The sequence below is a fragment of the Streptomyces corchorusii genome, assembly GCF_001514055.1.
Lineage (GTDB): Bacteria > Actinomycetota > Actinomycetes > Streptomycetales > Streptomycetaceae > Streptomyces > Streptomyces olivaceoviridis.
This window is the reverse complement of record NZ_KQ948379.1, coordinates 1-25,673: the sequence shown is the minus strand read 5'-3', so window position 1 is coordinate 25,673 and position 25,673 is coordinate 1. Positions and strand designations below refer to the sequence as shown.

Below are 25,673 nucleotides of genomic sequence, written 5' to 3'. Positions count from 1 at the left end.
GCTGACCGGTATGAGCACACTCGATCCCCGGGACTCCGGCCTCAGGACGGACCCGAACCTCCGGAAGGACCTGGACGCGACCGTGCGCGCCCGCAGGGAACTGGGCGAGGACTACGACTCCGCGCTGGTGGAGTCCTTCCTGGAGAAGGTCGAGCAGCGGATCGACGACGCGGTGGACCGCCGGGTACGGCGCCGGCTCGCCGAGCGGCAGATGGCGACGGCCCGCGAGACCCGGCAGCCGAAGCCGGCCGACTCCTGGGGCGAGCGCTACGGCTTCGCCCTGATCACGCTGGTCCTGGCGATCCCGCTGTCCGCCATCGCGGGCGCGGTCGCCGGGCTGTCCGGGATGGTGGTCACCTGGCTCGGCATCGTCGGCGTCAACGGGGTGCAGGCCGTACGGCTCCACCCGGACCTCCTCGCCGGCCGGCGCGGCCACGACGGCCCGGCGCGGGGCGAGTGACGGCCGGGCCGGGTGACCGCGCCCGGCCGGGTCAGGCCTGCCGGGTCGGCAGCACCATGATCTGGCGCAGGTTGACGTGCCGGGGGCGGCTGGTGACGTAGGCGACGACGTCGGCGACCTCCGCCGCGGCCAGTCCCCCGATCGCCCCGAACAGCTCGTCGAGCTGCCCGGACAGCTCCGCGCTGCCGACGTGGGACGCCAGTTCGGTCTCCGTGAGTCCCGGCTCGATGTTGGTGACCCGGACGTCCCGCGGCCCCAGTTCGCCGCGCAGGCTCTGCGACAGGTAGGTGACGGCCGCCTTGGTCGCCCCGTACACCGCGTAGTTCGGGAAGGTCACGTGGGCGCCGATGGAGGAGATGTTCACCAGGTCGGCGGTGCGTCCCCCGGCCGCGGCGGCCAGCAGGTCGGCGGTGAAGGCGCGGATGATCCGCAGCACGCCGGCGACGTTCGTGTCCAGCATCCGCTGCCACTCGTCGAGCCGGCCCTCCTCGACGGGGTTCGGCAGCATGACACCGGCGTTGTTGACGACGAGGTCGACGGCGCCGAACGCCTCGTGGACCCGGTCCCGGGCGGCCTCCACGGACGCGTCGCCGGTGACGTCGGCGGCCACCGCGAGCGCCTGGCCGCCCTCCGCCCGGATCTTCTCCACCAGCGCGTCCAGCCGGTCCGCGCGCCGGGCGAGCAGCGCCACCCGGGCCCCCTCGGCGGCCAGGTGCAGGGCGACGGCCTCGCCGATGCCGCTGGCGGCTCCGGTGACCACGGCGGTACGGCCGGACAGGTTCTCGTACGACATGGGTGCTCCCTCGTGGCTCGCCGCCGGGGCTGCTCCCCGGCGGCCCGCACCACTCTCGTCGCGTCCGGCCGCCCTACCCAGGGATGCGGTTTTCCTGGGTCTGCCAGTACCACGATGGACGGGCTTCGTTCCCCTACGATCGGGCCATGGACGGGGACTGGACCGAAGCAGAGGTGGGCGACTTCCTGCGCTCGCGCCGCGCCCGCATCAGGCCGGAGGAGGTCGGGCTGCCCGCGCACGGGCGGCGCCGGGTGCCGGGCCTGCGCCGCGAGGAGGTGGCCCAGCTCGCGGGTGTGAGCGTCGACTACTACATCCGGCTGGAGCAGGGCCGGGGCACCAGCGTGAGCGACGCCGTGCTGGACGCGGTCGCGCGGGTGCTGCGGCTGGACGAGACGGAGCACGCGTACCTGCGCACGGTGGCGCGCCCCCGCCGGCAGCGGCGGAAGCCGGCCGGTGCGCCCCGCGTCCGGCCCGGCGTGCAGCTCCTCCTCGACGGCATGGAACGCAACCCGGCGTTCGTGCTGGGCCGCCGCATGGACGTGCTCGCCTGGAACGCGCTCGGCGACGCGGTGGGCGGCTTCAGCCGCCTGGCACCGGACGAACGGAACGTCCCCCGGCTGGTCTTCCTCGACCCGGCCTCCCGGGAGCTGTACCCGGAGTGGACGGCGGTGGCCGCGCAGACGGTGGCCCAGTTGCGGCTGCTGGCGGCCCGGTACGCCGACGACCCCGGCCTGTGCGCGCTGGTCGGCGAACTGACCCTGAAGAGCGAGGACTTCCGCCGGCTGTGGACGGACCACGAGGTCCGCGAGTGCGCGTTCGGCGTGAAGCAGGTGCGGCACCCGGTCGCGGGCCTGCTGACCCTGCCGTACGAGACCCTGACGGTCCCGGCGGACCCGGAACAGACGGTCGTGGTGTACACGCCGGAGCCGGGTTCGGAGACGGCGGAGCGGCTGGCCGTGCTGGGGAGCTGGAACGCGACGACGGCCGCGGCCGGCGACTGAGGAACCGCGGCGGCGGGCAGCCGCGTCCGCGCCGGCGGCGCCGGTTCGGGCACGAAGGGTTGCGCGGGGACCGCCGCACCCCCGTTTCCGGGGGGCGGGACGACGGCGGTCCCCGCGAGGGACGCGGGCCGGGTCAGGGCCGGGCCTACGCGTCCGTGGCGTCCATGGAGGTCCGGGAGCCGCTCCGGAGGTCCTTGGCGCCGTTCGGCGCCGGCCTGGGCGGGGAGCCGCTCCCGCCCCTGCCGACACCCACTACTCTGCCGGACCCGTGTTAAGCGGGTGCTGCGCGCACATGACGCCCTCGTACCACTTCCGCGAACCCGGGCCCTCGCCCGAACCGGCTACTTGGCGCCGCCCTTGGCCAGGAAGGCCAGCAGGTCCTGCCGGCTGACCACGCCGGTCGGCTTGCCCTCGACCAGCACGATCGCGGCGTCCGCCGAACCCAGCACCTGCATCAGGTCGCCGACCGGCTCGCCGGAGCCGACCTGGGGCAGCGGGGCGCACATGTGCTTCTCCAGCGGGTCCTCCAGCGAGGCCCGCTGGCTGAAGAGGGCGTCGAGCAGCTCCCGTTCCACGACCGAGCCGACGACCTCGGCGGCCATCACGTCCGGGTGACCGGCGCCCGGCTTGACGACGGGCATCTGCGAGACGCCGTACTCGCGCAGCACCTCGATGGCCTGGCCGACGGTCTCCTCCGGGTGCATGTGCACCAGGGACGGGATGGAGCCGCCCGCCTTGTGGCTCAGGACGTCGCCGACGCGGGCGCTGGGGCCCTCGTCCTCCAGGAAGCCGTAGTCGGCCATCCACTCGTCGTTGAAGATCTTGCTGAGGTAGCCCCGGCCGCTGTCGGGCAGGAGCACGACCACGACGTCGTCCGGGCCGAGCCGCTCGGCGACCTTCAGCGCGGCCACGACGGCCATGCCGCAGGAGCCGCCCACCAGCAGGCCCTCCTCCTTGGCCAGCCGGCGGGTCATCTGGAAGGAGTCCTTGTCGGAGACGGCGACGATCTCGTCCGCGACGGTGCGGTCGTAGGCGGTCGGCCAGAAGTCCTCACCGACGCCCTCGACCAGGTACGGCCGCCCGGAGCCGCCCGAGTACACGGAGCCCTCGGGGTCGGCGCCGATGACCTTGACCGCGCCCTGGCTGGCCTCCTTCAGGTAGCGGCCGGTGCCGGAGATGGTGCCGCCGGTGCCGACGCCCGCCACGAAGTGGGTGATCCTCCCCTCGGTCTGCTCCCACAGCTCGGGGCCGGTCGAGTGGTAGTGCGAGAGCGGGTTGTTGGGGTTGGAGTACTGGTCGGGCTTCCAGGCGCCGGGCGTCTCGCGCACCAGCCGGTCGGAGACGTTGTAGTACGAGTCGGGGTGCTCCGGGGCCACGGCGGTCGGGCACACGACCACCTCGGCGCCGTACGCGCGCAGCACGTTGATCTTGTCGGTGCTGACCTTGTCCGGGCACACGAAGATGCACTTGTAGCCCTTCTGCTGGGCCACGATGGCGAGTCCCACGCCGGTGTTGCCACTGGTCGGCTCGACGATCGTGCCGCCCGGCTTCAACTCCCCGCTCTGCTCCGCGGCCTCGATCATGCGCAGGGCGATGCGGTCCTTCACGGAACCGCCCGGGTTGAAGTACTCCACCTTGGCCAGGACGGTCGCCTGGATGCCCTTGGTCACGTTGTTGAGCCGCACCAGCGGGGTGTCGCCGACGAGGCTGATCATCGAGTCGTGGTATCGCACCGTTGTCTCCGGTCGCTGCAAAAGAACTGTTCGTAGTGGTGCCGCCAGCCTAAGGCCAGCGGTGCGGCGCGGGCGGTTGTTCACTCCCCGTCGAGATTGGCGCACGGTCCGTACGGGGCAAGGAGTGGATACGGCTACGAGGAGGTGGCGGCGACGCATGACGAGGATGTCGAGGGCACGGGTGGCCCGGCGCATCGCGGCCGGGGCGGCGTACGGCGGGGGCGGGGTCGGGCTCATCGGCGCGGCCGTCGTCGGTCTGGTGCTGGCGGAGGTGCGACTGGCGCGGCGCCATGTGGGCAACGGCAGCGGTGGGCGGGTGCCGGTGGCCGACGGCGTGTACGGGCACGCGTACGACATCCCCGGCGAACCGCCGCTCCGCCTGACCATGCTCGGCGATTCGACGGCGGCGGGGCAGGGCGTGCACCGGGTGGGCCAGACCCCGGGGGCGCTGCTGGCCTCCGGGCTGGCGGCGGTGGCGGAACGCCCGGTGGAGCTGCGGAACGTGGCGGTGCCGGGCGCCCGGTCCGACGACCTGGACCGCCAGGTCGCGCTGGTGCTGTCCGCGCCCTCCCCCGTCCCGGACATCTGCGTGATCATGGTCGGCGCGAACGACGTGACCCACCGGATGCCCCCGACCCGCTCGGTACGGCACCTGTCGGCGGCGGTACGACGGCTGCGCACGGCCGGCGCCGAGGTGGTGGTCGGCACCTGCCCCGATCTCGGCACCATCGAGCCGGTGCAGCAGCCGCTGCGCTGGCTGGCCCGGCGAGCGTCCCGGCAGCTCGCGGCGGCCCAGACGATCGGGGTGGTGGAGCAGGGCGGGCGCACGGTGTCGCTGGGCGACCTGCTCGGCCCCGAGTTCGAGGCGAATCCGCGGGAGCTGTTCGGGCCGGACAACTACCACCCGTCGGCCGAGGGCTACGCGACCGCGGCCATGGCCGTCCTGCCCACGGTGTGCGCGGCGCTGGGCCTGTGGCCGGAGGAGGAACGGCCGGACGTGTCGCGCCGGGAGGGTTTCCTGCCGGTGGCCCGCGCGGCGGCGGAGGCCGCGGCGGAGGCCGGCACCGAGGTGACGGCGGCCATGCCGACGGGACCGCGGGGTCCGTGGGCGCTGCTCAAGCGGAGGCGCCGGCGGCGGGTACCCGAGGCGGAGCCGGCGGCCCGGCCCCTGTGACGCACCTCCGACGGGCCCGGTCGGGGCCGGGCCGGGCCGGAGCCAAGCAAGCGCTTAGACAATTGCGGCCAGTGTCACACCGCGACACCGGTGACCTGGCCCATACGTACGGGTAACTTCCCACCTGCCCTGCCAGAAAAAATCCGCCACTGGAGCCGTGATGCCCGAAGCCGTGATCGTCTCGACCGCCCGCTCCCCCATCGGCCGCGCGAACAAGGGCTCCCTGAAGGACCTGCGCCCCGACGACCTCACCGCCACGATCATCCAGGCGGCGCTCGCCAAGATCCCCGAGCTGGACCCGCGGGACATCGACGACCTGATGCTCGGCTGCGGCCTCCCCGGCGGCGAGCAGGGCCACAACCTCGGCCGGATCGTCGCCGTGCAGATGGGCATGGACCACCTGCCGGGCTGCACCATCACCCGCTACTGCTCCTCCTCCCTCCAGACCTCCCGCATGGCGCTGCACGCCATCAAGGCCGGCGAGGGCGACGTCTTCATCTCGGCCGGTGTCGAGATGGTCTCCCGCTACGTCAAGGGCAGCTCCGACGGCCTGCCGGACACGCACAACCCGCTGTTCGCCGAGGCCGAGGCCCGCACCGCGTCCGTCGCCCAGCAGGAGGGCACCACCTGGCACGACCCGCGCGAGGACGGCCTGCTGCCCGACCCCTACATCGCGATGGGCCAGACCGCCGAGAACCTGGCCCGCTGGAAGGGCGTCACCCGCCAGGAGATGGACGAGTTCGGCGTCCGCTCGCAGAACCTCGCCGAGGAAGCCATCAAGAACGGCTTCTGGGAGCGCGAGATCACCCCGGTGACCCTCCCCGACGGCACGGTGGTCGGCAAGGACGACGGCCCGCGCGCCGGCGTCACCCTGGAGGCCGTGCAGGGCCTGAAGCCGGTCTTCCGCCCGGACGGACTCGTCACGGCCGGCAACTGCTGCCCGCTGAACGACGGCGCCGCCGCGCTCGTCATCATGTCCGACACCAAGGCCCGCGAACTGGGCCTGACCCCGCTCGCCCGCATCGTGTCCACCGGTGTCTCCGGCCTCTCCCCGGAGATCATGGGCCTCGGCCCGGTGGAGGCGAGCAAGCAGGCCCTCCGGCGCGCCGGCCTGACCATCGACGACATCGACCTGGTCGAGATCAACGAGGCCTTCGCCGCCCAGGTGATCCCGTCGTACCGGGAGCTCGGCATCGACATCGACAAGCTGAACGTCAACGGCGGTGCCATCGCCGTCGGCCACCCGTTCGGCATGACCGGCGCCCGCATCACCGGCACGCTCATCAACTCGCTCCAGTGGCACGACAAGCAGTTCGGCCTGGAGACGATGTGCGTCGGCGGCGGCCAGGGCATGGCGATGGTCATCGAGCGCCTCAGCTGACCCACCGTCCGTAGCGGGTCACGCACGTAACGTCGCAGAAGGGCCCAGAACCCAGGAAACACCGTGGTTCTGGGCCTTTTCGTGACCAAATCTCCCCCAGGATGTGACCTATCTCGCTCGCCAGGCACATCGGTGCAGGTCAGCGCGGACCGGCAGGGCGCACGACGGAACCACCAACCCAAAGTCCTGTCCGTTTCGTGACGTTACGCACTGACAGTTGGTTAGTCCGCCCCTCAAGCTGATGTAGGAAGTCGGGGGTCGACTTGAACCAGGAGTATGTCAGTGAGCGCCATGCCGATCGCCCTGCTGCTCACCACGGCAGCCACCGGCGCCGTGGGTGTCGCCGTTCTGCGCACCGTGCTGAAGGTGCGCCGCCAGCTCACCGAACTGGCGGCGCAGCTCGCCGACGGCCAGGCGGCCACGACCCGCGCCCTCCTGCCGAGCGCCCGCACCGCCGCCGACGCCGAGGAGATACGGGCGGCCGTGGCCGAGGCGCTCGCCGAGGAGCGGGAGCGCGAGCTGGCCGAGGCACGCGCCTTCTGGGCGGCGCAGGAGGCCCGTGACGCCTCCGAGGCACCCTCGTTGTACGGCCTGCCCGATACCGACGTGTTCCTGCCCCGCCAGGCGGACTTCGTGGGCCTGGAGCCGCTGGAGCCGGTGGCCGAGCCGGGCGCCGACGCCGACGAGTTCGCCGGCGAGTCCCCGGAACTGGCCGCGGCGCGCCGCCGGCACCCCTCGCACCCCGACTTCGTCCCGGTGCAGTCGCCGGCCGTGAACGACCACGAGCGCACCGTCACCACGCTGGAAGGGCTGGCCGCCGAGCGCGTCGAACTCTCCGACGTCCGCCCCGGCCCGCTCGGCACGCTCGACGTCTACGTCTTCGCCGACGGCACCACCCTGTGCATGACCCCGGGCCACCGCGAGACGGCGGAACGGCTGGCGCGGGCCCTGGAGTCCGGCGAGGCCCCCTACCTCCTGGGCGGCTCGGGCATCTCCGGCGCGTACACCCTGACGTTCGCGTGCGGCGAGGAGACGGTGTACATCCTGGCCGACAGGGTGATCGCGTCCCTCTGACGGCCGACGTCAGACCCCCGCCCGCTGCCGCGCCTCCTCCACCAGCCGCACGGCCTCGGCGACCTGGTCCTCGCTGCGCACCACGACCGCGAGGTCGTGCGCGGCCACCAGGATCTGGTCCGCCGCGGCGAACATCCCCGCGTCCGGCATCTCCCGGGGCTCACCCCCCGGCTCCTCCATCAGCTGGGCCCGCCGGGAGAGCTCCCGGGCCAGGGCCAATGCCTCCGCGGCGGCGCTGCGTTGGAGCCGGCTCTGCGGTGCCGCCCGCAACCGGTCGGCGAAGTGATCCACTGCTTGGGTCAAGGGCGTCGTATCAACCACCCGCCGAGCGTAACGCCCCGCACTGTTGCCAATACGCGAACGCTCAGGCACGGTGACGTGAAGGACCGGCTTACATCCCCTTTGCGTTCGGAGGCGCCGATGTCCCACGTCTTCTCCGAGGAGACCCATCGCAATCTGCTCGCCCGCATCCCCCACTGCACCGGTCGTGAAGTCTCCGACTGGCTGCGCACCGTCGAAGAAGGCCCGGCACTCGTCCGCTTCGAGGAGAAGGTCAGCTGGCTCCGGCACGAGTACGACCTCGCGTACGGCCACGCGAAGGCGCTCGTGCACGAGTACGACCTGAGGAGGGCGGCGCGCAAGCTGCTCTGAACGGCACAGGGCCCCGGGCGGATTCGCCCGGGGCCCTGCCGACGACCGGCGCCGGCGTCAGTCGTTGCTGCTGAAGATCGCCACCAGCCGCAGCATCTCCACGTAGATCCACACCAGGGTCAGGGTGAGACCGAACGCGGCGAGCCAGGCCTCGTTGCGCGGGGCGCCGTAGGCGATGCCGTCCTCGATCTGCTTGAAGTCGAGGGTCAGGAAGAACGCGCCGAGCACGATCGCGATGATGCCGACGAGCGCGCCGAGCGGGCCGAAGCTGCGCAGTCCGCCGTCCTCCGCGACACCGAAGGCGACCAGCAGCAGGTTGACCGCCATGACCACCAGGAACGCCATCGCGATGGCGAGGCCGATGCGGGCGTAGCGGGCGGTGACGCGGATCCAGCCGGCCTTGTAGATGAGCAGGGTCGCGCCCGAGACGGCCATGGTGCCGAGCACGGCCTGGAAGGGCGCGCCGCTCCAGCGGCTGTTGTACATCTCGCTGAGGACGCCGAGGAAGACGCCCTCGAAGGCGGCGTACCCGAGGATCAGCGCGGGCGACGGGGTGCGCTTGAAGCTCTGCACCATCGCCAGGACGAAGGCGATCAGCGCGGAGCCGACGGCCAGGCCGTAGCTGGTGCCCGAGACGGGCAGCAGGACCCAGGCGAGGACGGCGCCGACGGCGACCGTGCCCAGCGTGATGGCCGAGCGGACGACGACGTCGTCCATGGTCATCCGGTCGGTGGTGGCCGGGGCCTGGGGCGGGGCGCCGACGCCCTGCTGTGCGTAGGGGTTCTGCGCGTACGGGTTCTGCGCGTACGGGTTGCCCTGTGCGTACCCGGCCTGCGGTGCGGTGTTGAAGCCGGCGTAGCCGTTGTCGCGGCTGAACCCCCGTCGCGAGAAGACCGGGTTACTGCTCCTCATTTCACTCCTCCATGGCTGCCGAGCGCAGCCTTGGCTCAAGAGTAATGGATTGGCAAAGGATCGACCATGATACTTGAGGAGGATCTTTCCCCTGCTGTGCTGCGCAACACGCTACGCGGGCGACTGATTCCCGGCCATGGACGGACGGCTAACCGAGCGGAAACCCTGTGTACGCCTCCGCCAGATCGGTCTCGGCCGCGCGGGAGGAGGCGATCCGCTCCAGCCGGGCCAGCTGGAGGCGGGCGTCGAAGGCGGTGGCGTCCGGGGCGCGGTGCAGCAGGGTCGTCATGTCGTAGGAGAACCGCTCGGCCTGCCAGATCCGGCGCAGACAGGTCGCGGAGTAGGCGTCGAGGAGGTCCGGGGAGCCGGTCTCCCGCTCGTGGGCGAGGGCCCGGGCGAGGGTGACGACGTCGCCGACGGCGAGGTTCAGCCCCTTGGCGCCGGTCGGCGGCACGATGTGGGCGGCGTCGCCGGCGAGGAAGAGCCGGCCGTGCCGCATCGGCTCGTGCACGAAGGAACGCATGGGGGTGACCGACTTCTGGGTGATGGGCCCGCGCTCCAGCCGCCAGCCGTCGTCCGTCTCGAACCGCCGCTCCAGCTCGTCCCAGACCGCCCCGTCGCTCCACGCCTCGGCGTCCGTCCCCGCGGGCACCTGGAGGTAGAGCCGGGAGACGGCCGGCGACCGCATGGACAGCAGGGCGAAGCCGCGTTCGTGGCGGGCGTAGACGAGTTCGTCGTGCGAGGGAGCGACATCGGCGAGGATGCCCAGCCAGGCATAGGGGTACGACCGCTCGAACACCCGGCAGACCCCGGCCGGGAAGGCCTGGCGGGCCACCCCCCAGAACCCGTCGCAGCCGACGACGTAGTCGCACTCCAGCACGTCCTCGCGCCCCTGGTGCCGGAAGGCGACCCGCGGCCGGTCGCTCTCCGCGCCCTCCACCGCCAGCGCCTCGGCCTCGAAGAGCAGCGGCCCGCCCTCCTTCAGCTGGAGCGCGATGAGGTCCTTGCAGACCTCGGTCTGGGCGTAGACGGTCACGGACCGCCCGCCGGTGAGCGCGGGGAAGTCGACGCGGTGCCGGCGCCGGTCGAACCGCAGCTCGATCCCGTCGTGCCGCAGCCCCTCCCGGTCCATCCGCTCCCCGGCCCCGGCGGCGCGCAGCACGTCGACCGTCCCCTGCTCCAGGATCCCGGCCCGCTGCCGCTGCTCGACGTAAGCCCGGTCCCGGCCCTCCAGGACGACCGACTCGATCCCGGCGCGGTGCAGCAGCCGCGCGAGCAGGAGCCCGGCCGGCCCTGCCCCGATGATCCCGACGGTGGTGCGCATCGGTCGTCTCCCTGGTCTTCAGCCACCCCGCAGGGTGTTCGCATGGTGAAATTTCCTTCACTGAGTTCCAGGCGTGAGTCTCCGACCGCACGGGCCCCGCTGTCAACGGTCGTGTGGCGGTCGAAATGCCGAGAGGGCGGTTCCAGGAGGAAACCGACGGAGGAAGGTGCCCGGAGCCGGACTCGAACCGGCACGCCCGCGAAGGGGCAGCGAGGTTTAAGCTCGCCGTGTCTGCATTCCACCATCCGGGCAGGCCGTGGGCTCCGCTTGCGAGGTTCGACCCTATCGGGACCCACCCCCCGAACAGCGGACGGGTGGACCGATGTTGTCTTATTGAGGTCTGAGGGTGCATCAGCCCGTGGAACGCGCCATCCGCACTTGCCAATAGCCTGACGTGACGGCTGTACGCGCGTACGTGAAATGACGGAATTTCACCGTCCGAACGAGGGTGTTCCACCTGTTCTCGACACGGTTTCCGATACGGCCCCCGACACGGACGGAGTCAGGGTCACCCGTCCTCCCCAGGTATGACAGCGGGCGGCTGCGTGCGACCCCAGTCGCCCTCCGGAACCGGAACAGCGACTGACTCCACGCGCGCTCCCCGCCGGGACGATGGATCAGTCCCCAGCGAACAGACGTCGTACCGACAGGAGCGCCCTCCCGTGACCACCACACCCACCGCCGGCCGGACCACCGCCGTGGCCGCACGCGCCACGGAGCTGTCGAAGATCTACGGGCAGGGTGAGACCCGGGTGGTCGCCCTGGACCGGGTCTCCGTCGACTTCCGGGCCGCCGAGTTCACCGCGATCATGGGGCCGTCGGGCTCCGGCAAGTCCACGCTGATGCACTGTGTGGCCGGGCTGGACACCTTCTCCTCCGGGTCCGTCCGGATCGGGGAGACCGAGCTGGGGTCCCTGAAGGACAAGCAGCTCACCAAGTTGCGCCGGGACAAGATCGGCTTCATCTTCCAGGCGTTCAACCTGCTGCCGACGCTGACCGCCCTGGAGAACATCACCCTCCCGATGGACATCGCCGGGCGGAAGCCGGACAAGGCGTGGCTGGACCGGGTCATCGAGATGGTCGGGCTGTCCGGGCGGCTCGGCCACCGGCCCTCCCAGCTCTCCGGCGGTCAGCAGCAGCGCGTCGCCGTCGCCCGCGCCCTCGCCTCCCGGCCCGAGATCATCTTCGGTGACGAGCCCACCGGGAACCTGGACTCGCGCTCCGGCGCCGAGGTCCTCGGCTTCCTGCGCAACTCCGTGCGCGAACTGGGCCAGACCGTCGTCATGGTCACCCACGACCCGGTGGCCGCCGCCTACGCGGACCGCGTGATCTTCCTGGCCGACGGCCGGATCGTCGACGAGATGTACGGCCCGACGGCCGACTCCGTCCTCGACCTGATGAAGCAGTTCGACGCGAAGGGCCGTACCAGCTGATGTTCCGCACCGCCCTGCGCAACGTCCTCGCGCACAAGGCCCGGCTCCTGATGACCGTGCTCGCCGTCATGCTCGGCGTGGCGTTCGTCTCCGGGACGCTGGTCTTCACCAACACCATCTCCGACGCCTACCAGAAGAGCTCCGCCAAGGGCTTCGACCAGGTCGACGTCGCCGTCCGGCCCGAGTACCAGGACTCCCGGGGCAACCAGGTCGGCAGGACGCCGGAGCTGACCCGGGCCCTGCTCGACAAGGCCGCCGGGGTTCCCGGGGCCGCCTCCGCCACCGGTGTCGTCACCGGATTCACCGCCGTCGCCGACAAGGACGGCAAGCTCGTCGGCGGCGACTGGCAGTCCGCCGGCGGCAACTACTGGGGCACCGACGACCCCCGCTACCCGCTGGTCAGCGGCCATGCCCCGCACGGCGAGGACGAGGTGCTGATCGACTCGGCGACCGCGAAGCGGGCCGGGTACCGGGTCGGCGACACCGTGCGGCTCTCCGTGGACGGCCCGGTCCTCACGCCCACCGTCAGCGGCATCTTCACCACCGACGACGGCAACGTCGCCGCGGGCGGCAGCCTCGCCCTGTTCGACACCGCGACCGCACAGGCCCTGTTCGGCAAGAAGGGCACGTACGACGAGATCGACGTGCGGGCCGCGGCCGGCACCAGCCAGACGGCGCTCAAGGCGGAGCTGGACAAGGCCCTGCCCGCGAAGCTGGTGGAGACCACCACCGGCAGGCAGCTCGCCGACGACCAGGCGAAGGCCATCTCCGCCTCCATGAGCAGCCTGAAGCAGGGCCTGCTGGTGTTCGCCGGCATCGCCCTGTTCGTCGGCACGTTCATCATCGCCAACACCTTCACCATGCTGGTCGCCCAGCGCACCCGGGAACTGGCCCTGCTGCGGGCGGTCGGCGCCTCCCGCCGCCAGGTCACCCGCTCGGTGCTGATCGAGGCGTTCGCCGTCGGCGCGGTCGCCGGCGTGACCGGCCTGGCCGCCGGTGTCGGCATCGGCGCGGGCCTGCGCTCCCTGCTCGGCTCGTTCGGCGCGAGCATGCCCGACGGCCCGCTGGTGATCAGCCCCGGCACGGTGGTCACCGCCCTCGCGGTCGGTGTCCTCATCACCATGCTGGCCGCGTGGCTGCCCGGCCGCCGGGCCGCGAAGATCCCGCCGGTGGCGGCGATGAGCAGCGTGCACGCCAAGGCCACCGCCAAGTCGCTGGTGCTGCGCAACACGCTGGGTTCGCTGTTCGCTGCGGCCGGGATCGCGGTGGTCCTCGCCGGCACGAGGATGAACGCCGACACCGGCCAGGGCGCGATGGGCCTCGGCGCGGTCCTGCTCATCATCGGCGTGTTCATCCTGACTCCGCTGCTGTCCCGCCCGCTGATCGCCGCCGCCGCGCCGGTGCTGCGCGCCTTCGGGGTGTCGGGCAAGCTGGCCCGGCAGAACTCGGTGCGCAACCCGCGCCGTACCGCGGCCACCGCCTCGGCGCTGATGATCGGCCTGACCCTGATCACCGGCATGACGGTGATGGCGGGCAGCCTCCAGACGTCCATCGACAAGATGGCCTCCTCGGCGATCCGCGCCGACTACGTCGTCTCGATGGCCAACCGCGGCCCGCTCTCCCCCGGCGTGGAGAAGAAGCTCGCCTCCGCCGCCGACGTCACCGCGAGCAGCCCGCTGCGCAACGGCGAGTCCCGCATCGACGGCGAGACCGAGTACCTGACCGGGGTCGACGGCGCGGCGATCGGCAAGCTGACGGACCTGAAGGTGACCGACGGCTCCTTCACCGTGGGCGGCACGCGGGTCGTCGTGGACGAGGACCGGGCCAAGGACCTCGGCTGGAAGGCCGGTTCCCGCTTCACCGCGCACTTCGAGGACGGCAAGGCCCAGCGGCTGACGGTCGCGGGGGTCTACGAGGGCAACGACATGCTCAACGGGATCATCCTCGACAACAAGGTGCTCACCCCGCACCTGTCCGACCCGGCCGACATGCAGGTCATGGTGAAGACGGCGGACGGGGCGTCCGCCGCGGCCAAGGACAGGCTGGAGAAGGTCCTCGGCTCCAACCCGGCGATCAAGGTCCAGGACAAGCAGGACATCTCCGATGAGATCGCACAGACGTTCACGCTGATGCTGAACATGGTCTACGGCCTGCTCGGCATGGCGGTGATCGTCGCGGTGCTCGGCGTCATCAACACGCTGGCCATGTCCGTCTTCGAGCGGGCCCAGGAGATCGGGATGCTCCGCGCGATCGGCCTGGACCGCAGGGCGGTCAAGCGGATGGTCCGCCTGGAGTCCCTGGTGATCTCCCTGTTCGGCGGGGTGCTGGGCATCGGCCTGGGCGTGTTCTTCGGCTGGGCGGCCGGCGAGTTGCTGGGCACGAAGATGCCGACGTACGAACTGGTGCTGCCGTACGGCCGGATGACGGTGTTCCTGCTGCTGGCGGGCGTGGTCGGCGTCCTGGCCGCGCTGTGGCCGGCCCGGCGCGCGGCCCGGCTGAACATGCTGACGGCCATCAAGGCCGAGTAGGCGGTCGTACGACGACGCAAGGGGGCCCCTCGGGAAGGGGCCCCCTTGCGTCGTACCGCTGTCAGCCGTGCCAGGTGCGGGCGCGCAGGGGGAGTCCGGAGGCGCCGGACTCGGGGGTGCGGACCGCGAGGACCTGGTTGACGCCGATGCGGTTGCGTTCGAAGGCGAGCGCGGAGGCGGCCATGTACAGCCGCCAGACACGGGCCCGGCCGGGGCTGGTGAGGTGGACGGCCCGGTCCCAGTCGGCCTCCAGGTTGGCGACCCACCCGCGCAGGGTGCGGGCGTAGTGCTCGCGGATGGACTCCACGTCCCGGACCTCGAAACCGGCCCGCTCCAGCTGGGTGACGGTGGTGCCGACGGGGGCGAGCTCACCGTCGGGGAAGACGTAGGCGTCGATGAACTCGTCCACCTCGTACGCCGACTCGTCCCGCTGCGGGCGGCGGGCGATCTGGTGGTTGAGCAGCCGGCCGCCGGGCTTGAGCAGGGCGTGGAGCTGGCGGGCGTACTCCAGGTACTTCTCGGCGCCGACGTGTTCGGCCATGCCGATGGAGGAGATCGCGTCGAAGGGGCCGTCCACGACGTCCCGGTAGTCCTGGACCCTGATCTCCACCCGGTCGGTCAGCCCCTCGTCGGCGACGCGCTTGCGGGCGTACGCCGCCTGCTCCTGGGAGAGCGTGACGCCGACGACGCTCACGCCGTGCTCGCGGGCCGCGTGGATGGCCATGGAGCCCCAGCCGCAGCCGACGTCCAGCAGCCGCTGACCCTCCTTCAGGCCCAGCTTGGCGCAGACCAGTTCCAGCTTGTCGCGCTGGGCGGACTCCAGGGTTCCGGCATCTTCCCAGTAGGCGCAGGAGTACACCATGGAGGGACCGAGGACGATCTCGTAGAAGTCGTTCCCGACGTCGTAGTGGTGGCTGATGGCCCGCTTGTCGGTACGCCGGGTGTGCAGGTTCCGGCGGGGTCTGCGGACCTCCTCGCGCGGCGGGGCGGGCGGGATCGGCGGTCCGGCCAGTCTCAGCAGCTCGCGGACGGCGGCCCGGACATCGGGGTCGCGCAGGGCCTGGCCGAGGCCGCGGGCGTCCTCCCCGCGCTCCCAGACGAGGCCCGCCATGGCGTCGAGCGCGGTGTACAGGTCGCCCTCGATCTCCAGGTCACCGGAGACCCAGGCGCGGGCGAGGCCCAGTTCGCCCGGTTTGAACAGCATGCGGCGCAGGGCTCGGCGGTTGCGCACGACGAGCGCCGGCGCGTCCGGCGGCCCTGCCTGCGACCCGTCCCAGGCCTTCAGGCGTACCGGGAGCGGGGCTCCCAGCAACTGCTCGGCAAGACTCCTCAGCCGCGACGCGGCGTCGGCCATGGCGCACACCTCCAAGACGACGATCCCGGATGCCGGATACCACGTAAACACCGCGAGGGCCTCGGCGCAGTCCCGCAAAGGAGTTACGACTGGGCAAAACGGTTGTAGAAACCATGCAGACGGGTGCCCGGGAAGTGTCCGGGAACGCCGGAAGACCTCCCGCACCACGGATGGCAGGAGGTCTTCCGGGTCGGTCACCGACAGGAGGACCTGTCGGTGACCGGAGGGTCTGTCGGCGACCCGGGGTTCTTACGGTGACCGGGGGTCAGGAGGCCTTGGCCTTCTCCTCGGTCTTGCTCGCGGCGGCGACCGGCGCCGGCTTGGCGGCCTCGTAGAACTCCTCGCGCGGGTTCTCCATGGCGCCGAGGGAGACGACCTCGCGCTTGAGGAACATGCCGAGCGTCCAGTCGGCGAAGACGCGGATCTTGCGGTTCCAGGTCGGCATCGCCATGCCGTGGTAGCCACGGTGCATGTACCAGGCGAGGCGGCCCTTGAGCTTGATCTTCATCTTGCCCATGACGATCATCGCCACGCCCTTGTGCAGGCCGAGACCGGCGACCGCACCCTTGTTGGCGTGCTCGTACTCCTTCTGCGGGAAGCCCCGCATACCGGAGACCACGTTGTCGCCGAGGACCTTGGCCTGGCGCAGCGCGTGCTGGGCGTTCGGCGGGCACCAGGCGTTCTCCACGCCGGCCTTGCGGGCGGCGAGGTCCGGCACCTGGGCGTTGTCGCCGGCGGCCCAGATGTAGTCCGTGCCCTTGACCTGGAGCGTGGGCTCGCAGTCGACGTGACCGCGCGGGCCGAGCGGCAGACCGAAGCGGGAGAGGGCCGGGTTCGGCTTGACGCCGGCCGTCCACACGATGGTGTTGGAGTCGACCTCCAGGCCGTTCTTCAGCACCACGTGGCCGTCGACGCAGGAGTCCATGGAGGTGGAGAGGTAGATCTCCACGCCCCGGCTCTCCAGGTGCTCCTTGCCGTACTGGCCGAGCTTGGGGCCGACCTCGGGAAGGATCTTGTCGGCGGCGTCGACGAGGATGAAGCGCATGTCCTCGCGGGACACGTTCTTGTAGTACTTGGCCGCGTCCCGGGCCATGTCCTCGACCTCACCGATGGTCTCCGCGCCCGCGAAGCCACCGCCGATGAAGACGAAGGTGAGCGCCTTGCGGCGGATCTCCTCGTCGGTCGTGGAGTCGGCCTTGTCCAGCTGCTCCAGGACGTGGTTGCGCAGGCCGATGGACTCCTCGATGCCCTTCATGCCGATGCCCTGCTCGGCGAGGCCGGGGATCGGGAAGGTGCGGGAGACCGCGCCCATGGCGATGACCAGGTAGTCGAAGGGCAGCTCGTACGCCTCGCCCACCAGCGGGGCGATCGTGGCGACCTTGCGGTCCTGGTCGATGGTGGTGACCCGACCGGTGAGGACCTCCGCCTTCGGCAGCACGCGTCGCAGCGGGACGACGACGTGGCGAGGGGAGATGCTGCCGGCGGCGGCTTCGGGGAGGAAGGGCTGGTAGGTCATGTACGACCGGGGGTCGACGACCGTGACGGTCGCCTCGCCGTAGCGCATCTTCTTGAGGATGCGCCGAGCTGCGTACAGGCCTACGTACCCACCGCCTACTACGAGGATCCTGGGACGCTCCGTGGTGCTCATGCCATCGAGTATCCACCCGCCCCGGGGGGGTCGCTCGTGCGCCCCTTCACAAGGTCTGACAGGGCCTGTGTTAAACTCCGCGGCTCGCGTGACGCAGACCACGGGGGCGCGAGGGAACCGCGGGGCGCTTCGCCCCGTTGTCAAGGCCGCGTGAGCTGCCTCTCCGGGCCGGTGCGATGGCCGTGAGGGCGCCGTGACGCCCTCGGAACACCCCCCTCCAGGGGCCTCCCGCGCCCGCCATCTGAACATGTTCAAACAGCCTCTGGGCCCCCGGAAGGGCCAATGGGACCCCCTTCCGGGGCCCGATGGGAGGGAATTCCTTGTGAAGAACTTCACGAAGGTTCCCGCGCGGGTGTGACCAAGGGCCCCTCAAGGGGGCCCCGGACGCCGCTCAAACGTTATCCAACCTGCTCAGCAGGTGGCTACCGTCCAGTAACAAAAGAGAGCCACGCCACGCTTCGGGGCACGCCTCGGTTCACCGAGCAGGACGGCGATACGGCGTGAAGTGCGCCTTCCGGTTCACCACGGCGGCGCGGCGGCAGCTCCGGGCCATCAGCCGCCCCGATGCCATGCGCCTCCTGACCGCCGTCATCCTCGTCGTCGAGGTCGGCGACCGGCGGGACGTGTACCGCGACCGGCAAGAGCGGTCAGGCCAAAGACCAGCCGATCCCGTCCAGGATGTCGTGCTCGCTCACCACGACCTCCTCGGCGCCGATCCGCTCCATGATCGCGAGCAGCACGAGGGCGCCGGCGCCGATGACGTCGACCCGGCCCGGGTGCAGGGAGGGGATCGCGGCGCGCTCGGCGTGCGTGGAGCGCAGCAGCCGTTCGGTGATCTCGCGCACGCGGTCCCGGGAGACCCGGGAGTGGTGGATGCGCGCGGAGTCGTACGCGGGCAGTTCCTGGGCGATGGCGGACACCGTGGTGACGGACCCGGCCAGGCCCACCAGGGTGTGCGCCTCGCGCAGCGGGACCGACTGCTCGGCGAGGTCCAGGGCGGCCTCGATGTCGGCCCGCATGGCGGCGATCTCCTCCTCGGTGGGCGGGTCGCTCACCTCGCCGCCGTGCACCAGGTGCCGCTCGGTCATCCGTACACAGCCGACGTCCACCGACCGGGCGGCGCGCACGTGGTCGCCGCCGACGACGAACTCGGTGGAGCCGCCGCCGATGTCCACGACCAGGTAGGGCCGGGTGAGGTCGCTGCGGCCGGTGAGCTCCTTCGTGGCACCCGTGAAGGAGAACTCGGCCTCCTGGTCGCCGGTGATGACCTCCGGCTCGACCCCGAGGATGTCCAGCACACCGCGCACGAAGTCCTCGCGGTTCTCGGCGTCGCGGGAGGCGGAGGTGGCGACGAACCGCAGGCGCTCGGCGCCGTGCTCCTTGATGACGTCCGCGTACTCACGGCAGGCGGCGAAGGTGCGCTCCAGTGCCTCGGGCGCGAGCCGGCCGGTGCGGTCGACCCCCTGGCCGAGCCGCACGATCGTCATCCGGCGGTCCAGGTCGGTCAGTTCGCCCGTCGCCGGGTCGGCGTCCGCGACCAGCAGACGGATGGAGTTGGTACCGCAGTCGATGGCGGCCACGCGGGTCACTTCTCGTCCCCCTCGCTGTCGTCGCGCTCGTCCCTCTCACCGCTGTCACCGCTGTCGAGCGTCACGCACGCGCCCTTGCGCCACCACTCCGGCAGCATCGCCAGGGCCTCGTCGCCGAGCGGGTTCACGCCCGGGCCGGCGGCCAGCGAGTGGGCGACGAGCACGTGCAGGCACTTCACCCGGTCGGGCATGCCGCCCGCGCTCGGGAAGCCCTGGAGGACCTCGATCTCGTCCCGGCGCCGGATGTAGTCCTCGTGCGCGGCCCGGTACGCGGCGGCCAGCTCGGGGTCGCGGCCCAGCCGCTCGGTCATCTCCTTCATCACGCCGTTCGCCTCCAGCGTGCCGATGGCGGAGGACGCCTTCGGGCACGTCAGGTAGTACAGCGTCGGGAAGGGCGTGCCGTCGGGCAGGCGCGGCGCCGTCTCCACGACGTCCGGCTGACCGCACGGGCAGCGGTGCGCGATGGCCCTGAGGCCCCGCGGCGGGCGGCCCAGCTGCTGCTTGAAGGCCTCTACGTCCGCGTCGGTGGGCTCGGTGCGCGGAGTGGGCGGCGGAGGGGTTTCCATGACTGCTTTCGGGGTGGGGTTCTGTCGGTTGCCGGACCGGACGGGCCGGTCACTGGTCGGAGGCGTCGGCCTTGTCGACGCCTTCCCAGACGTTCGTGTACCAGGGCCGGTGGGCGGCCCCGAGGTCGGCGCGGGACTGCCTGGCCGCGCTCGGGTCGACGACCACGTACCCGGTCTCGCCGGGCATCACGTAGTGCAGCCGGCGGCGGATCTGCTGCTCGGCGTAGGCGTCGTCCTGCCAGCGCGCCTTCAGGTCGCGCAGCTGCTCGACGCGCTCACGGGCCTGCTCCCGCTGCCGCTGGAGGTCGGCGATCTGCTCGCGCTGCGACACGTACTGCCGCATCGGATAGGCGAGGGCGACGATCATCGTGCACAGCACCAGCGCGAGCAGGGCCGCGCGGCCGGTGAGCCGGGATCGGCGGGCCTGCCGCTTGGTCTGGGAGCGGTAGACGCGGGCCGCGGTCTGCTCGCCGAGCAGCCGCAGCCTGGTCGCGGTGGAGAAACGGTCCCGGTCCCTCACGGCCATCTGTCGCTCCGCCTCCCCTTTCACACGCGCGTACGTCCCCGGACACGGTACGGGACCGAGTACGGGGACGTACGTACGACTGGCTAAGCCTTACGCCAGGTTGGGTCAGCCCTTGGAGATCCCGCCCCGGAAACGCGGGAACGCGCTGCGGCCCGCGTACACCGCCGCGTCGTCGAGGATCTCCTCGATGCGCAGCAGCTGGTTGTACTTGGCGACGCGCTCGGAGCGGGCCGGGGCGCCGGTCTTGATCTGGCCGCAGTTGGTGGCGACGGCCAGGTCGGCGATGGTGACGTCCTCGGTCTCGCCGGAGCGGTGCGACATCATGCACTTGAAGCCGTTGCGCTGGGCCAGCTCGACGGCGTCCAGGGTCTCGGTCAGCGAACCGATCTGGTTGACCTTGACCAGCAGGGCGTTGGCCGCGCCCTCCTCGATGCCGCGGGCGAGGCGCTCGGGGTTGGTGACGAACAGGTCGTCGCCGACCAGCTGGACCTTGTCGCCGAGCTTGTCGGTGATGACCTTCCAGCCGGCCCAGTCGTCCTCGAACAGCGGGTCCTCGATGGAGACGAGCGGGTAGGCCGCCACGAGCTCCTCGTAGTACTCCGTCATCTCGGCGGCGGAGCGCTCCTTGCCCTCGAAGAGGTACTTGCCGTCCTTGTAGAACTCGGAGGCGGCCACGTCGAGCGCGAGGGCGATCTGCTGGCCGGCGATGTAACCGGCCTCCTTGATGGCCTCCAGGATGAGGTCGAGGGCCTCACGGTTGGAGCCGAGGTTCGGGGCGAAGCCGCCCTCGTCGCCGAGGCCGGTGGACAGGCCCTTGCTCTTCAGGACCTTCTTCAGGGTGTGGTAGACCTCGGTGCCCCAGCGCAGGGCCTCGGAGAAGGACTCCGCGCCGATCGGGGCGATCATGAACTCCTGGATGTCCACGTTGGAGTCGGCGTGCGAGCCGCCGTTCAGGATGTTCATCATCGGCACCGGCAGCAGGTGCGCGTTCGGGCCGCCCAGGTAGCGGAAGAGGGGGAGGTCGCTGGCCTCGGAGGCGGCGTGCGCGACGGCGAGCGAGACGCCGAGGATGGCGTTGGCGCCGAGGGAGCCCTTGTTGTCGGTGGCGTCCAGGTCGAACATGGCCTGGTCGATCAGGCGCTGCTCGGTGGCGTCGTAACCGACCAGCTCCGGGCCGATCTGCTCGATCACGGCGAGGACGGCCTTCTCGACGCCCTTGCCCTGGTAGCGGTTCGGGTCGCCGTCGCGGAGCTCGATGGCCTCGAAGGCGCCGGTCGAGGCGCCGGACGGGACGGCGGCACGACCCGTGCTGCCGTCGTCGAGGCCGACCTCGACCTCGACCGTGGGGTTGCCTCGGGAGTCCAGGATTTCCCGGGCTACGACGACGTCGATGGACGGCACGAGCATCTCCTTCTTGGATGTGACGCTGGAAGTGCGGGGCGGTGTGCCTTACGGCTGTGCCTTGCGACTAGAGCCTAACCGTCCCGGGGGCGTCGGCCACCGACCGACCGCCCCGTGGACAAGCCGACGGTACCTTTTGTTTCTCGCCGAAACAAAGGGTCCGAGGGCCGGCGGGCACAAAAATCCCCGCCCCGGTGCGTACGGGGGAACACGCACCGGGGCGGGGAGCCCGTGGGGACGGGGGCGGCCCTCAGGGGGCCTTCGGCAGGGCCCGCGCGGACGCGCGGGCCCGTGCCCGGGCTGGGAGCCGGGGGCCGGGGGCTTACTTCAGGTGCAGCTGCTGACCCGGGTAGATCAGGTTGGCGTCCTCGACGATGTCCTTGTTCAGCTCGAACAGCTTCTGCCAGCCGCCCTGCACGTGGTGCTTCTCGGCGATGGAGCTGAGGGTGTCACCGGTGACGACCTTGTACTCGCCGTCGCCCTTCTTGACCTTCTTGCCGGTCGGGGTGGTGACGGTCTTGCTCGGGCTCTTGCTCGCGCTCGCGGCCGGACGCTCGGCGGAGCGGGAGGCGGCCTGCTCGCCGGTGGAGCGGGTGGCGGTGGAGCCGCCCGAGTTCGTGGAGGTGCTCGGGGCGGAGGTGCTCGGGGCGGAGCCGTTGTACGGGGTGCCGGACAGGCCCGTGCCGCAGACCGGCCAGGCGCCCTTGCCCTGAGCGGAGAGGACCTTCTCGGCGACGGCGATCTGCTGCGCCTTGCTCGCCTTGTCGGCGGTGCCGGCGTACTGCGTGCCGCCGTACGCGGCCCAGGTGGAGGCGGAGAACTGAAGCCCGCCGTAGTAGCCGTTGCCGGTGTTGATGGACCAGTTGCCGCCGGACTCGCACTGGGCGACCGCGTCCCACTGGGAGGCGGTGGCGGCGGAGGCGTTGCCGGCCGCCATCAGCGGAGCGGCGACGGCGGCACCGGTGACACCGGCGAGCGCGATGGCGCGGACGGCCTTGGACGGACGACGGTGCTTGCCCTTGCTGGAGAACAGCATGGATCGATCCCCTCACCGACGCCTGCGAGGTGAGCTGTCGGGTTCGGGCCGGTTGAGTTGCCCGGCCGCACTCCGCTCACGCGGGATGCGGCTTCACCCCAAGCCGGTTCCGGCGTCAACCGCCGGGCCCGGCACTTACCTTGGGTCCCCCGCTCCTGCCTACGGCGCTTGACGCGACGACTGTTCCCGGGCGACCGCTGGCAGGATTCGGCGTTGCGGCGGCCGGGGCTCGTGGTGACGAGCGGTCCCGACCGTAGACACGTGATCGGCGGAATTTCAAAGACGATCAGGGCTTCTGAGACTCATCCCACACTTTCACCAAACCGGACATTAAGGCGCTAAGCGGGGCGCCAACTCCCCCTACTTACCGCCCGTTTCGCCCCCGACGTCCAGGGTCTGACCGGCACTGATGTGGTTCGGGTCGGTCCCGATGGCCTTCTTGTTGCCGGCGTACAGCGCGCGCCACCCGCCGTCGACGTCAAGGGAGTCGGCGATGGAGGCGAGGGTGTCGCCCTGGCGGACGGTGTACGTGTCCGTCTCGCGGGAGGCGTGCCGACCGGAAGACGAGGCGCTCTGACCGTTTGTCACGCTTTCGTCCGTCCCGCCCTCGTCCGCGCTCGCACCCCGGTGCCGTCCGCCGCCGAGGGAGCCGGTGTCGACCAGGCTCCAGGAACCCGCGGCCTGCTGCGGGTTGTCCCCGATGCCGGCGTCCGGGGCTGCCGTGGGCGAGTTGTCGGCCCCCTGCGGGCTTCCGGCGTCCGGCGCGGTGGATTTGTCGGACTTGGGGGTGTCGGCCCCCTTGGACCCGGTCGGCGCACCGGCGTCCTTGTCCGGCTTGGCGCTCGGAGTGGTGGTCTTGTCCGAGGAGGAGCCCTTCCCGGAGCCGGAGTTGGTGTCGGAGTCCGCATCGGCGGAGGGCGACGAATCCGGCAGACCGGACGAGTCGGAGCTGTCGGAGGAACCGGACGTGCCGGATGTACCGGAGTTTCCTGCCGATCCGGACGTTTTGCCCGAACCGCCGGAGCCGCCCGAGCCACCGGAACCGCCGACGCCCGTGTCGACGTGCGTCGCACCCGAGTCCTCGGTCAGACCGGACAACAGGGCGCAGGTGGCCCAGGGGGTGGTGCCCTTGTCGGCGAGGATCTTCTCGGCGACGGCGATCTGCTGGTTGCGGCTGGCCTGGTCGGGGCTGGCCGCGTACTGGCCGCCGCCGTAGGCGTTCCAGTCCTCCTGCGAGATCTGGAGGCCGCCGTAGTAGCCGTTGCCGGTGTCGGCGCTCCAGGAGCCGCCGCTCTCGCACTCGGCCACCTTGTCCCATGTGGTGCCGTCGGCCGCGTTGGCGCTCGCCGCGCCGAGGAGCGGGATGGCGATGGCGGAGCCGGTCACTCCGGCCGCGACGAGGAGAGCCGGTGCCTGACGGGGGCGACGGTGTCGGCCGTTCCCGGAGAGCATGCAGAAGCCTTTCGAGCGACAGCAGGACCGGCGCGGCGGATGGAGCCGGTCGCCGCGCTGATGGGTGAACGTATCGGCAGACGATCACTTGTCACAAGTTCATGCCGCACAGATCACGTGAAGATCACATAGTTGAATGTCTGTCATTTTTCCTTGAAGAGGCGGTGTGGGACCGTGCCGGACCAGGTCGGACGGTGTGTTCAGGCGGTGTGTTCCGGCACTGCGCCTCAGGCGCTGGGAGTGAACTCCACCGGCAGGGTGCGCAGGCCGCGCATGATGAGTCCGCCGCGCCAGCGCAGTTCGGCCGGGTCCGCGGCGAGCCGCAGATCGGGCAGCCGGGTGAGCAGGGTGGAGAGCGCGGTCTGGCCCTCCAGGCGGGCGAGCGGCGCGCCGAGGCAGTAGTGGATGCCGTGGCCGTAACCGAGGTGCTGGTTGTCGCGGCGGGTGAGGTCCAGCACGTCCGGGTCGGCGAACCGCTCCGGGTCCCGGTCGGCGGCGGCGAGCACGACGAGCACCGGGTCGCCCGGCGCGATCCGCTGTCCGCCGATGGTGAGCGGCTCGGTGGCGAACCGCCAGGTGGCCAGCTCCACCGGGCCGTCGAAGCGCAGCAGTTCCTCCACGCCGGTCGCCAGCAGCTCCGTCTCCCGGCGTGCCAGGGACTCCTCCAGCCGCCGGCGCTGGTCGGGGTGCGTGAGCAGGGCGTAGGTGCCGTTGCCGATGAGGTTGACGGTCGTCTCGAAGCCGGCGAACAGGAGGATGAAGGCCATGGCGGCGGCCTCGTTCTCGGTGAGGTGCTCGCCGTGGTCGGAGGCGCGGATGAGGCCCGAGATCAGGTCCTCGCCGGGCGCGGGCTCGGCGGGCAGCGCCTCGCGCTTCTTGTGGATCAGCTCGGCGAGGTAGCCGCGCATCTTCTTCACCGACCGGGCGACGCCTCCCCGGGGGCCTCCGCCGTGCCGGATCATCATGCCCGCCCAGTCCCGGAAGTCGTCCTGGTCCTCGCGCGGGACGCCGAGCAGGTCGCAGATGGCGTAGATGGGCAGCGGGAAGGCGAACTCGTGGATGAGGTCGGCGGATCCGCGCCGCGCGAACTGGTCGATGAGGTGATCGGTCAGCTCCCGCACCCGGGGCGCGAACTCGGCGACCCGGCGGGGCGTGAAGGCCTTGCTGACCAGCCGGCGCAGCCGGGTGTGGTCCGGCGGGTCGATGTTCAGCAGATGCGTCATCAGCTCGGCCTTGCGCTCGCCGGGGATGCCGGTCTTGCCCTTGGCGTGCGCGGGCTCGTCGTGATGCGCCGGGTTCTTGCTGAGCCGCTGGTCGGCCAGGGCCTGCCGGGCATCGGCGTACCGGGTGACCAGCCAGGCCTCCACCCCGCTCGGCAACCGTGTCCGGTGCACGGGGGCGTGCTCGCGCAGCCAGGCGTAGGCGGGGTAGGGGTCGGTGGCGAACTCCCAGGTGAACAGGGCGGGGGCCGGCTGGTCCCGGTGGGAGGACGGCTGGGCGGGGTGGGGCTGGTCGGTCACTTCTCGACCGTATCCGGCTCGCCGGGGAGCGTCGGTCGGGTGGGGGCAGGGCGGCGGTGCGGTGGTGCCAGGTCCTGTCGTCAAGCGCGTGGCGGACGGGAGTTTGACGACAGGGCC

At 71.4% G+C, this 25,673-nt stretch carries 22 protein-coding genes, 1 tRNA gene, 1 pseudogene and 1 riboswitch; of the genes and pseudogenes, 9 read left to right on the top strand and 15 right to left on the bottom strand.

From position 1 onward, the window contains the following. Positions 1-10 precede the first annotated feature (10 nt). Positions 11-460, top strand: a complete 450-nt coding sequence (locus AQJ11_RS42590) for a hypothetical protein (protein WP_059267043.1) — start codon at positions 11-13, stop codon at positions 458-460. Between the two features lie 31 nt (positions 461-491). Here the strand turns inward: AQJ11_RS42590 and AQJ11_RS42585 are convergent, their stop codons facing one another. Continuing rightward, the gene (locus AQJ11_RS42585) at positions 492-1,253 is read right to left on the bottom strand and encodes an SDR family oxidoreductase (RefSeq protein ID WP_014673146.1); all 762 of its coding nucleotides are present in this window, start codon (positions 1,251-1,253) and stop codon (positions 492-494) included. A gap of 146 nt (positions 1,254-1,399) precedes the next feature. Here AQJ11_RS42585 and AQJ11_RS42580 point away from each other — a divergent pair, with 146 nt between their 5' ends. Next, positions 1,400-2,254, top strand: coding sequence for a helix-turn-helix transcriptional regulator (locus tag AQJ11_RS42580; RefSeq protein WP_014673147.1), 855 nt, complete (start codon positions 1,400-1,402; stop codon positions 2,252-2,254). Between the two features lie 341 nt (positions 2,255-2,595). On the opposite strand, the gene AQJ11_RS42575 is transcribed toward AQJ11_RS42580, so the two are convergent. Continuing rightward, a complete protein-coding gene (locus AQJ11_RS42575) occupies positions 2,596-3,987 on the bottom strand; it encodes a cystathionine beta-synthase (protein ID WP_014673148.1) in 1,392 nt (463 codons plus the stop codon). A 157-nt stretch (positions 3,988-4,144) separates the two neighbouring features. Here AQJ11_RS42575 and AQJ11_RS42570 point away from each other — a divergent pair, with 157 nt between their 5' ends. The 3 genes from AQJ11_RS42570 (at position 4,145) to AQJ11_RS42560 (ending at position 7,616) form a co-directional block, all read left to right on the top strand. Further along, entirely contained in the window at positions 4,145-5,161 is a 1,017-nt protein-coding gene (locus tag AQJ11_RS42570) for an SGNH/GDSL hydrolase family protein (protein WP_175252169.1), read from the top strand. 160 nt (positions 5,162-5,321) lie between these two features. Then, the gene (locus AQJ11_RS42565) at positions 5,322-6,542 is read left to right on the top strand and encodes an acetyl-CoA C-acetyltransferase (protein WP_058080805.1); all 1,221 of its coding nucleotides are present in this window, start codon (positions 5,322-5,324) and stop codon (positions 6,540-6,542) included. A gap of 291 nt (positions 6,543-6,833) precedes the next feature. Beyond that, on the top strand, positions 6,834-7,616 hold the full coding sequence (locus AQJ11_RS42560; protein WP_208616759.1) for a hypothetical protein: 783 nt from the start codon (positions 6,834-6,836) through the stop codon (positions 7,614-7,616). Positions 7,617-7,625: 9 nt separating this feature from the next. Here the strand turns inward: AQJ11_RS42560 and AQJ11_RS42555 are convergent, their stop codons facing one another. Beyond that, positions 7,626-7,937: a hypothetical protein gene (locus AQJ11_RS42555; RefSeq protein ID WP_078611752.1), complete on the bottom strand. Its 312-nt coding sequence runs from the start codon at positions 7,935-7,937 to the stop codon at positions 7,626-7,628. Positions 7,938-8,036: 99 nt separating this feature from the next. On the opposite strand from AQJ11_RS42555, the gene AQJ11_RS42550 reads away from it, so the two are divergent. After that, on the top strand, positions 8,037-8,267 hold the full coding sequence (locus AQJ11_RS42550) for a DUF4287 domain-containing protein (RefSeq protein WP_014673153.1): 231 nt from the start codon (positions 8,037-8,039) through the stop codon (positions 8,265-8,267). 57 nt (positions 8,268-8,324) lie between these two features. Here AQJ11_RS42550 and AQJ11_RS42545 read toward each other — a convergent pair whose 3' ends face one another. The 3 genes from AQJ11_RS42545 to AQJ11_RS42535 form a co-directional block, all read right to left on the bottom strand. Continuing rightward, positions 8,325-9,179, bottom strand: coding sequence for a Bax inhibitor-1/YccA family protein (locus AQJ11_RS42545; RefSeq protein WP_041665245.1), 855 nt, complete (start codon positions 9,177-9,179; stop codon positions 8,325-8,327). Positions 9,180-9,327: 148 nt separating this feature from the next. Next, positions 9,328-10,503 (bottom strand): 4-hydroxybenzoate 3-monooxygenase, encoded by a 1,176-nt coding sequence (locus tag AQJ11_RS42540; protein ID WP_059267041.1) that lies wholly within the window; start codon positions 10,501-10,503, stop codon positions 9,328-9,330. 167 nt (positions 10,504-10,670) lie between these two features. Then, positions 10,671-10,754 (bottom strand) — tRNA-Leu (locus tag AQJ11_RS42535). Positions 10,755-11,165: 411 nt separating this feature from the next. Between AQJ11_RS42535 and AQJ11_RS42530 the strand changes: the two genes are divergently transcribed. Together AQJ11_RS42530 and AQJ11_RS42525 are read left to right on the top strand one after the other, a co-directional pair. After that, entirely contained in the window at positions 11,166-11,936 is a 771-nt protein-coding gene (locus tag AQJ11_RS42530; protein WP_014673156.1) for an ABC transporter ATP-binding protein, read from the top strand. Further along, on the top strand, positions 11,936-14,464 hold the full coding sequence (locus AQJ11_RS42525; protein WP_059267040.1) for an ABC transporter permease: 2,529 nt from the start codon (positions 11,936-11,938) through the stop codon (positions 14,462-14,464). The genes AQJ11_RS42530 and AQJ11_RS42525 overlap by 1 nt, the downstream gene beginning before the upstream one ends. A gap of 61 nt (positions 14,465-14,525) precedes the next feature. Here AQJ11_RS42525 and AQJ11_RS42520 read toward each other — a convergent pair whose 3' ends face one another. Then, positions 14,526-15,818 (bottom strand): SAM-dependent methyltransferase, encoded by a 1,293-nt coding sequence (locus tag AQJ11_RS42520; protein ID WP_059267039.1) that lies wholly within the window; start codon positions 15,816-15,818, stop codon positions 14,526-14,528. A 265-nt stretch (positions 15,819-16,083) separates the two neighbouring features. Next, positions 16,084-17,466, bottom strand: a complete 1,383-nt coding sequence (locus AQJ11_RS42515; protein WP_078611753.1) for an NAD(P)/FAD-dependent oxidoreductase — start codon at positions 17,464-17,466, stop codon at positions 16,084-16,086. Positions 17,467-17,966: 500 nt separating this feature from the next. Between AQJ11_RS42515 and AQJ11_RS51955 the strand changes: the two are divergent. Next, positions 17,967-18,101 (top strand): annotated as a pseudogene (locus AQJ11_RS51955) (type II toxin-antitoxin system RelE/ParE family toxin); the annotation flags it as partial. Positions 18,102-18,113: 12 nt separating this feature from the next. On the opposite strand, the gene AQJ11_RS42510 reads toward AQJ11_RS51955, so the two are convergent. The 7 genes from AQJ11_RS42510 to AQJ11_RS42480 all read right to left on the bottom strand — a co-directional run bounded on the left by AQJ11_RS42510 (position 18,114) and on the right by AQJ11_RS42480 (position 25,556). Continuing rightward, positions 18,114-19,055, bottom strand: a complete 942-nt coding sequence (locus tag AQJ11_RS42510; protein WP_041665247.1) for a Ppx/GppA phosphatase family protein — start codon at positions 19,053-19,055, stop codon at positions 18,114-18,116. Then, positions 19,052-19,621: a DUF501 domain-containing protein gene (locus AQJ11_RS42505; RefSeq protein WP_059267038.1), complete on the bottom strand. Its 570-nt coding sequence runs from the start codon at positions 19,619-19,621 to the stop codon at positions 19,052-19,054. Before AQJ11_RS42505 ends, AQJ11_RS42510 begins: the two co-directional genes overlap by 4 nt. Before the next feature lie 49 nt (positions 19,622-19,670). Next, positions 19,671-20,147 (bottom strand): FtsB family cell division protein, encoded by a 477-nt coding sequence (locus AQJ11_RS42500; protein ID WP_014673162.1) that lies wholly within the window; start codon positions 20,145-20,147, stop codon positions 19,671-19,673. A 105-nt stretch (positions 20,148-20,252) separates the two neighbouring features. Further along, entirely contained in the window at positions 20,253-21,554 is a 1,302-nt protein-coding gene (eno, locus tag AQJ11_RS42495) for a phosphopyruvate hydratase (RefSeq protein ID WP_041665249.1), read from the bottom strand. A 316-nt stretch (positions 21,555-21,870) separates the two neighbouring features. Then, positions 21,871-22,584 (bottom strand): LysM peptidoglycan-binding domain-containing protein, encoded by a 714-nt coding sequence (locus tag AQJ11_RS42490; protein WP_059267037.1) that lies wholly within the window; start codon positions 22,582-22,584, stop codon positions 21,871-21,873. A gap of 4 nt (positions 22,585-22,588) precedes the next feature. After that, positions 22,589-22,761: riboswitch (cyclic di-AMP (ydaO/yuaA leader) on the bottom strand. A 183-nt stretch (positions 22,762-22,944) separates the two neighbouring features. Beyond that, a complete protein-coding gene (locus tag AQJ11_RS42485) occupies positions 22,945-24,036 on the bottom strand; it encodes a LysM peptidoglycan-binding domain-containing protein (protein ID WP_059267036.1) in 1,092 nt (363 codons plus the stop codon). 227 nt (positions 24,037-24,263) lie between these two features. Beyond that, entirely contained in the window at positions 24,264-25,556 is a 1,293-nt protein-coding gene (locus tag AQJ11_RS42480; protein WP_059267035.1) for a cytochrome P450 family protein, read from the bottom strand. Positions 25,557-25,673 lie beyond the last annotated feature (117 nt).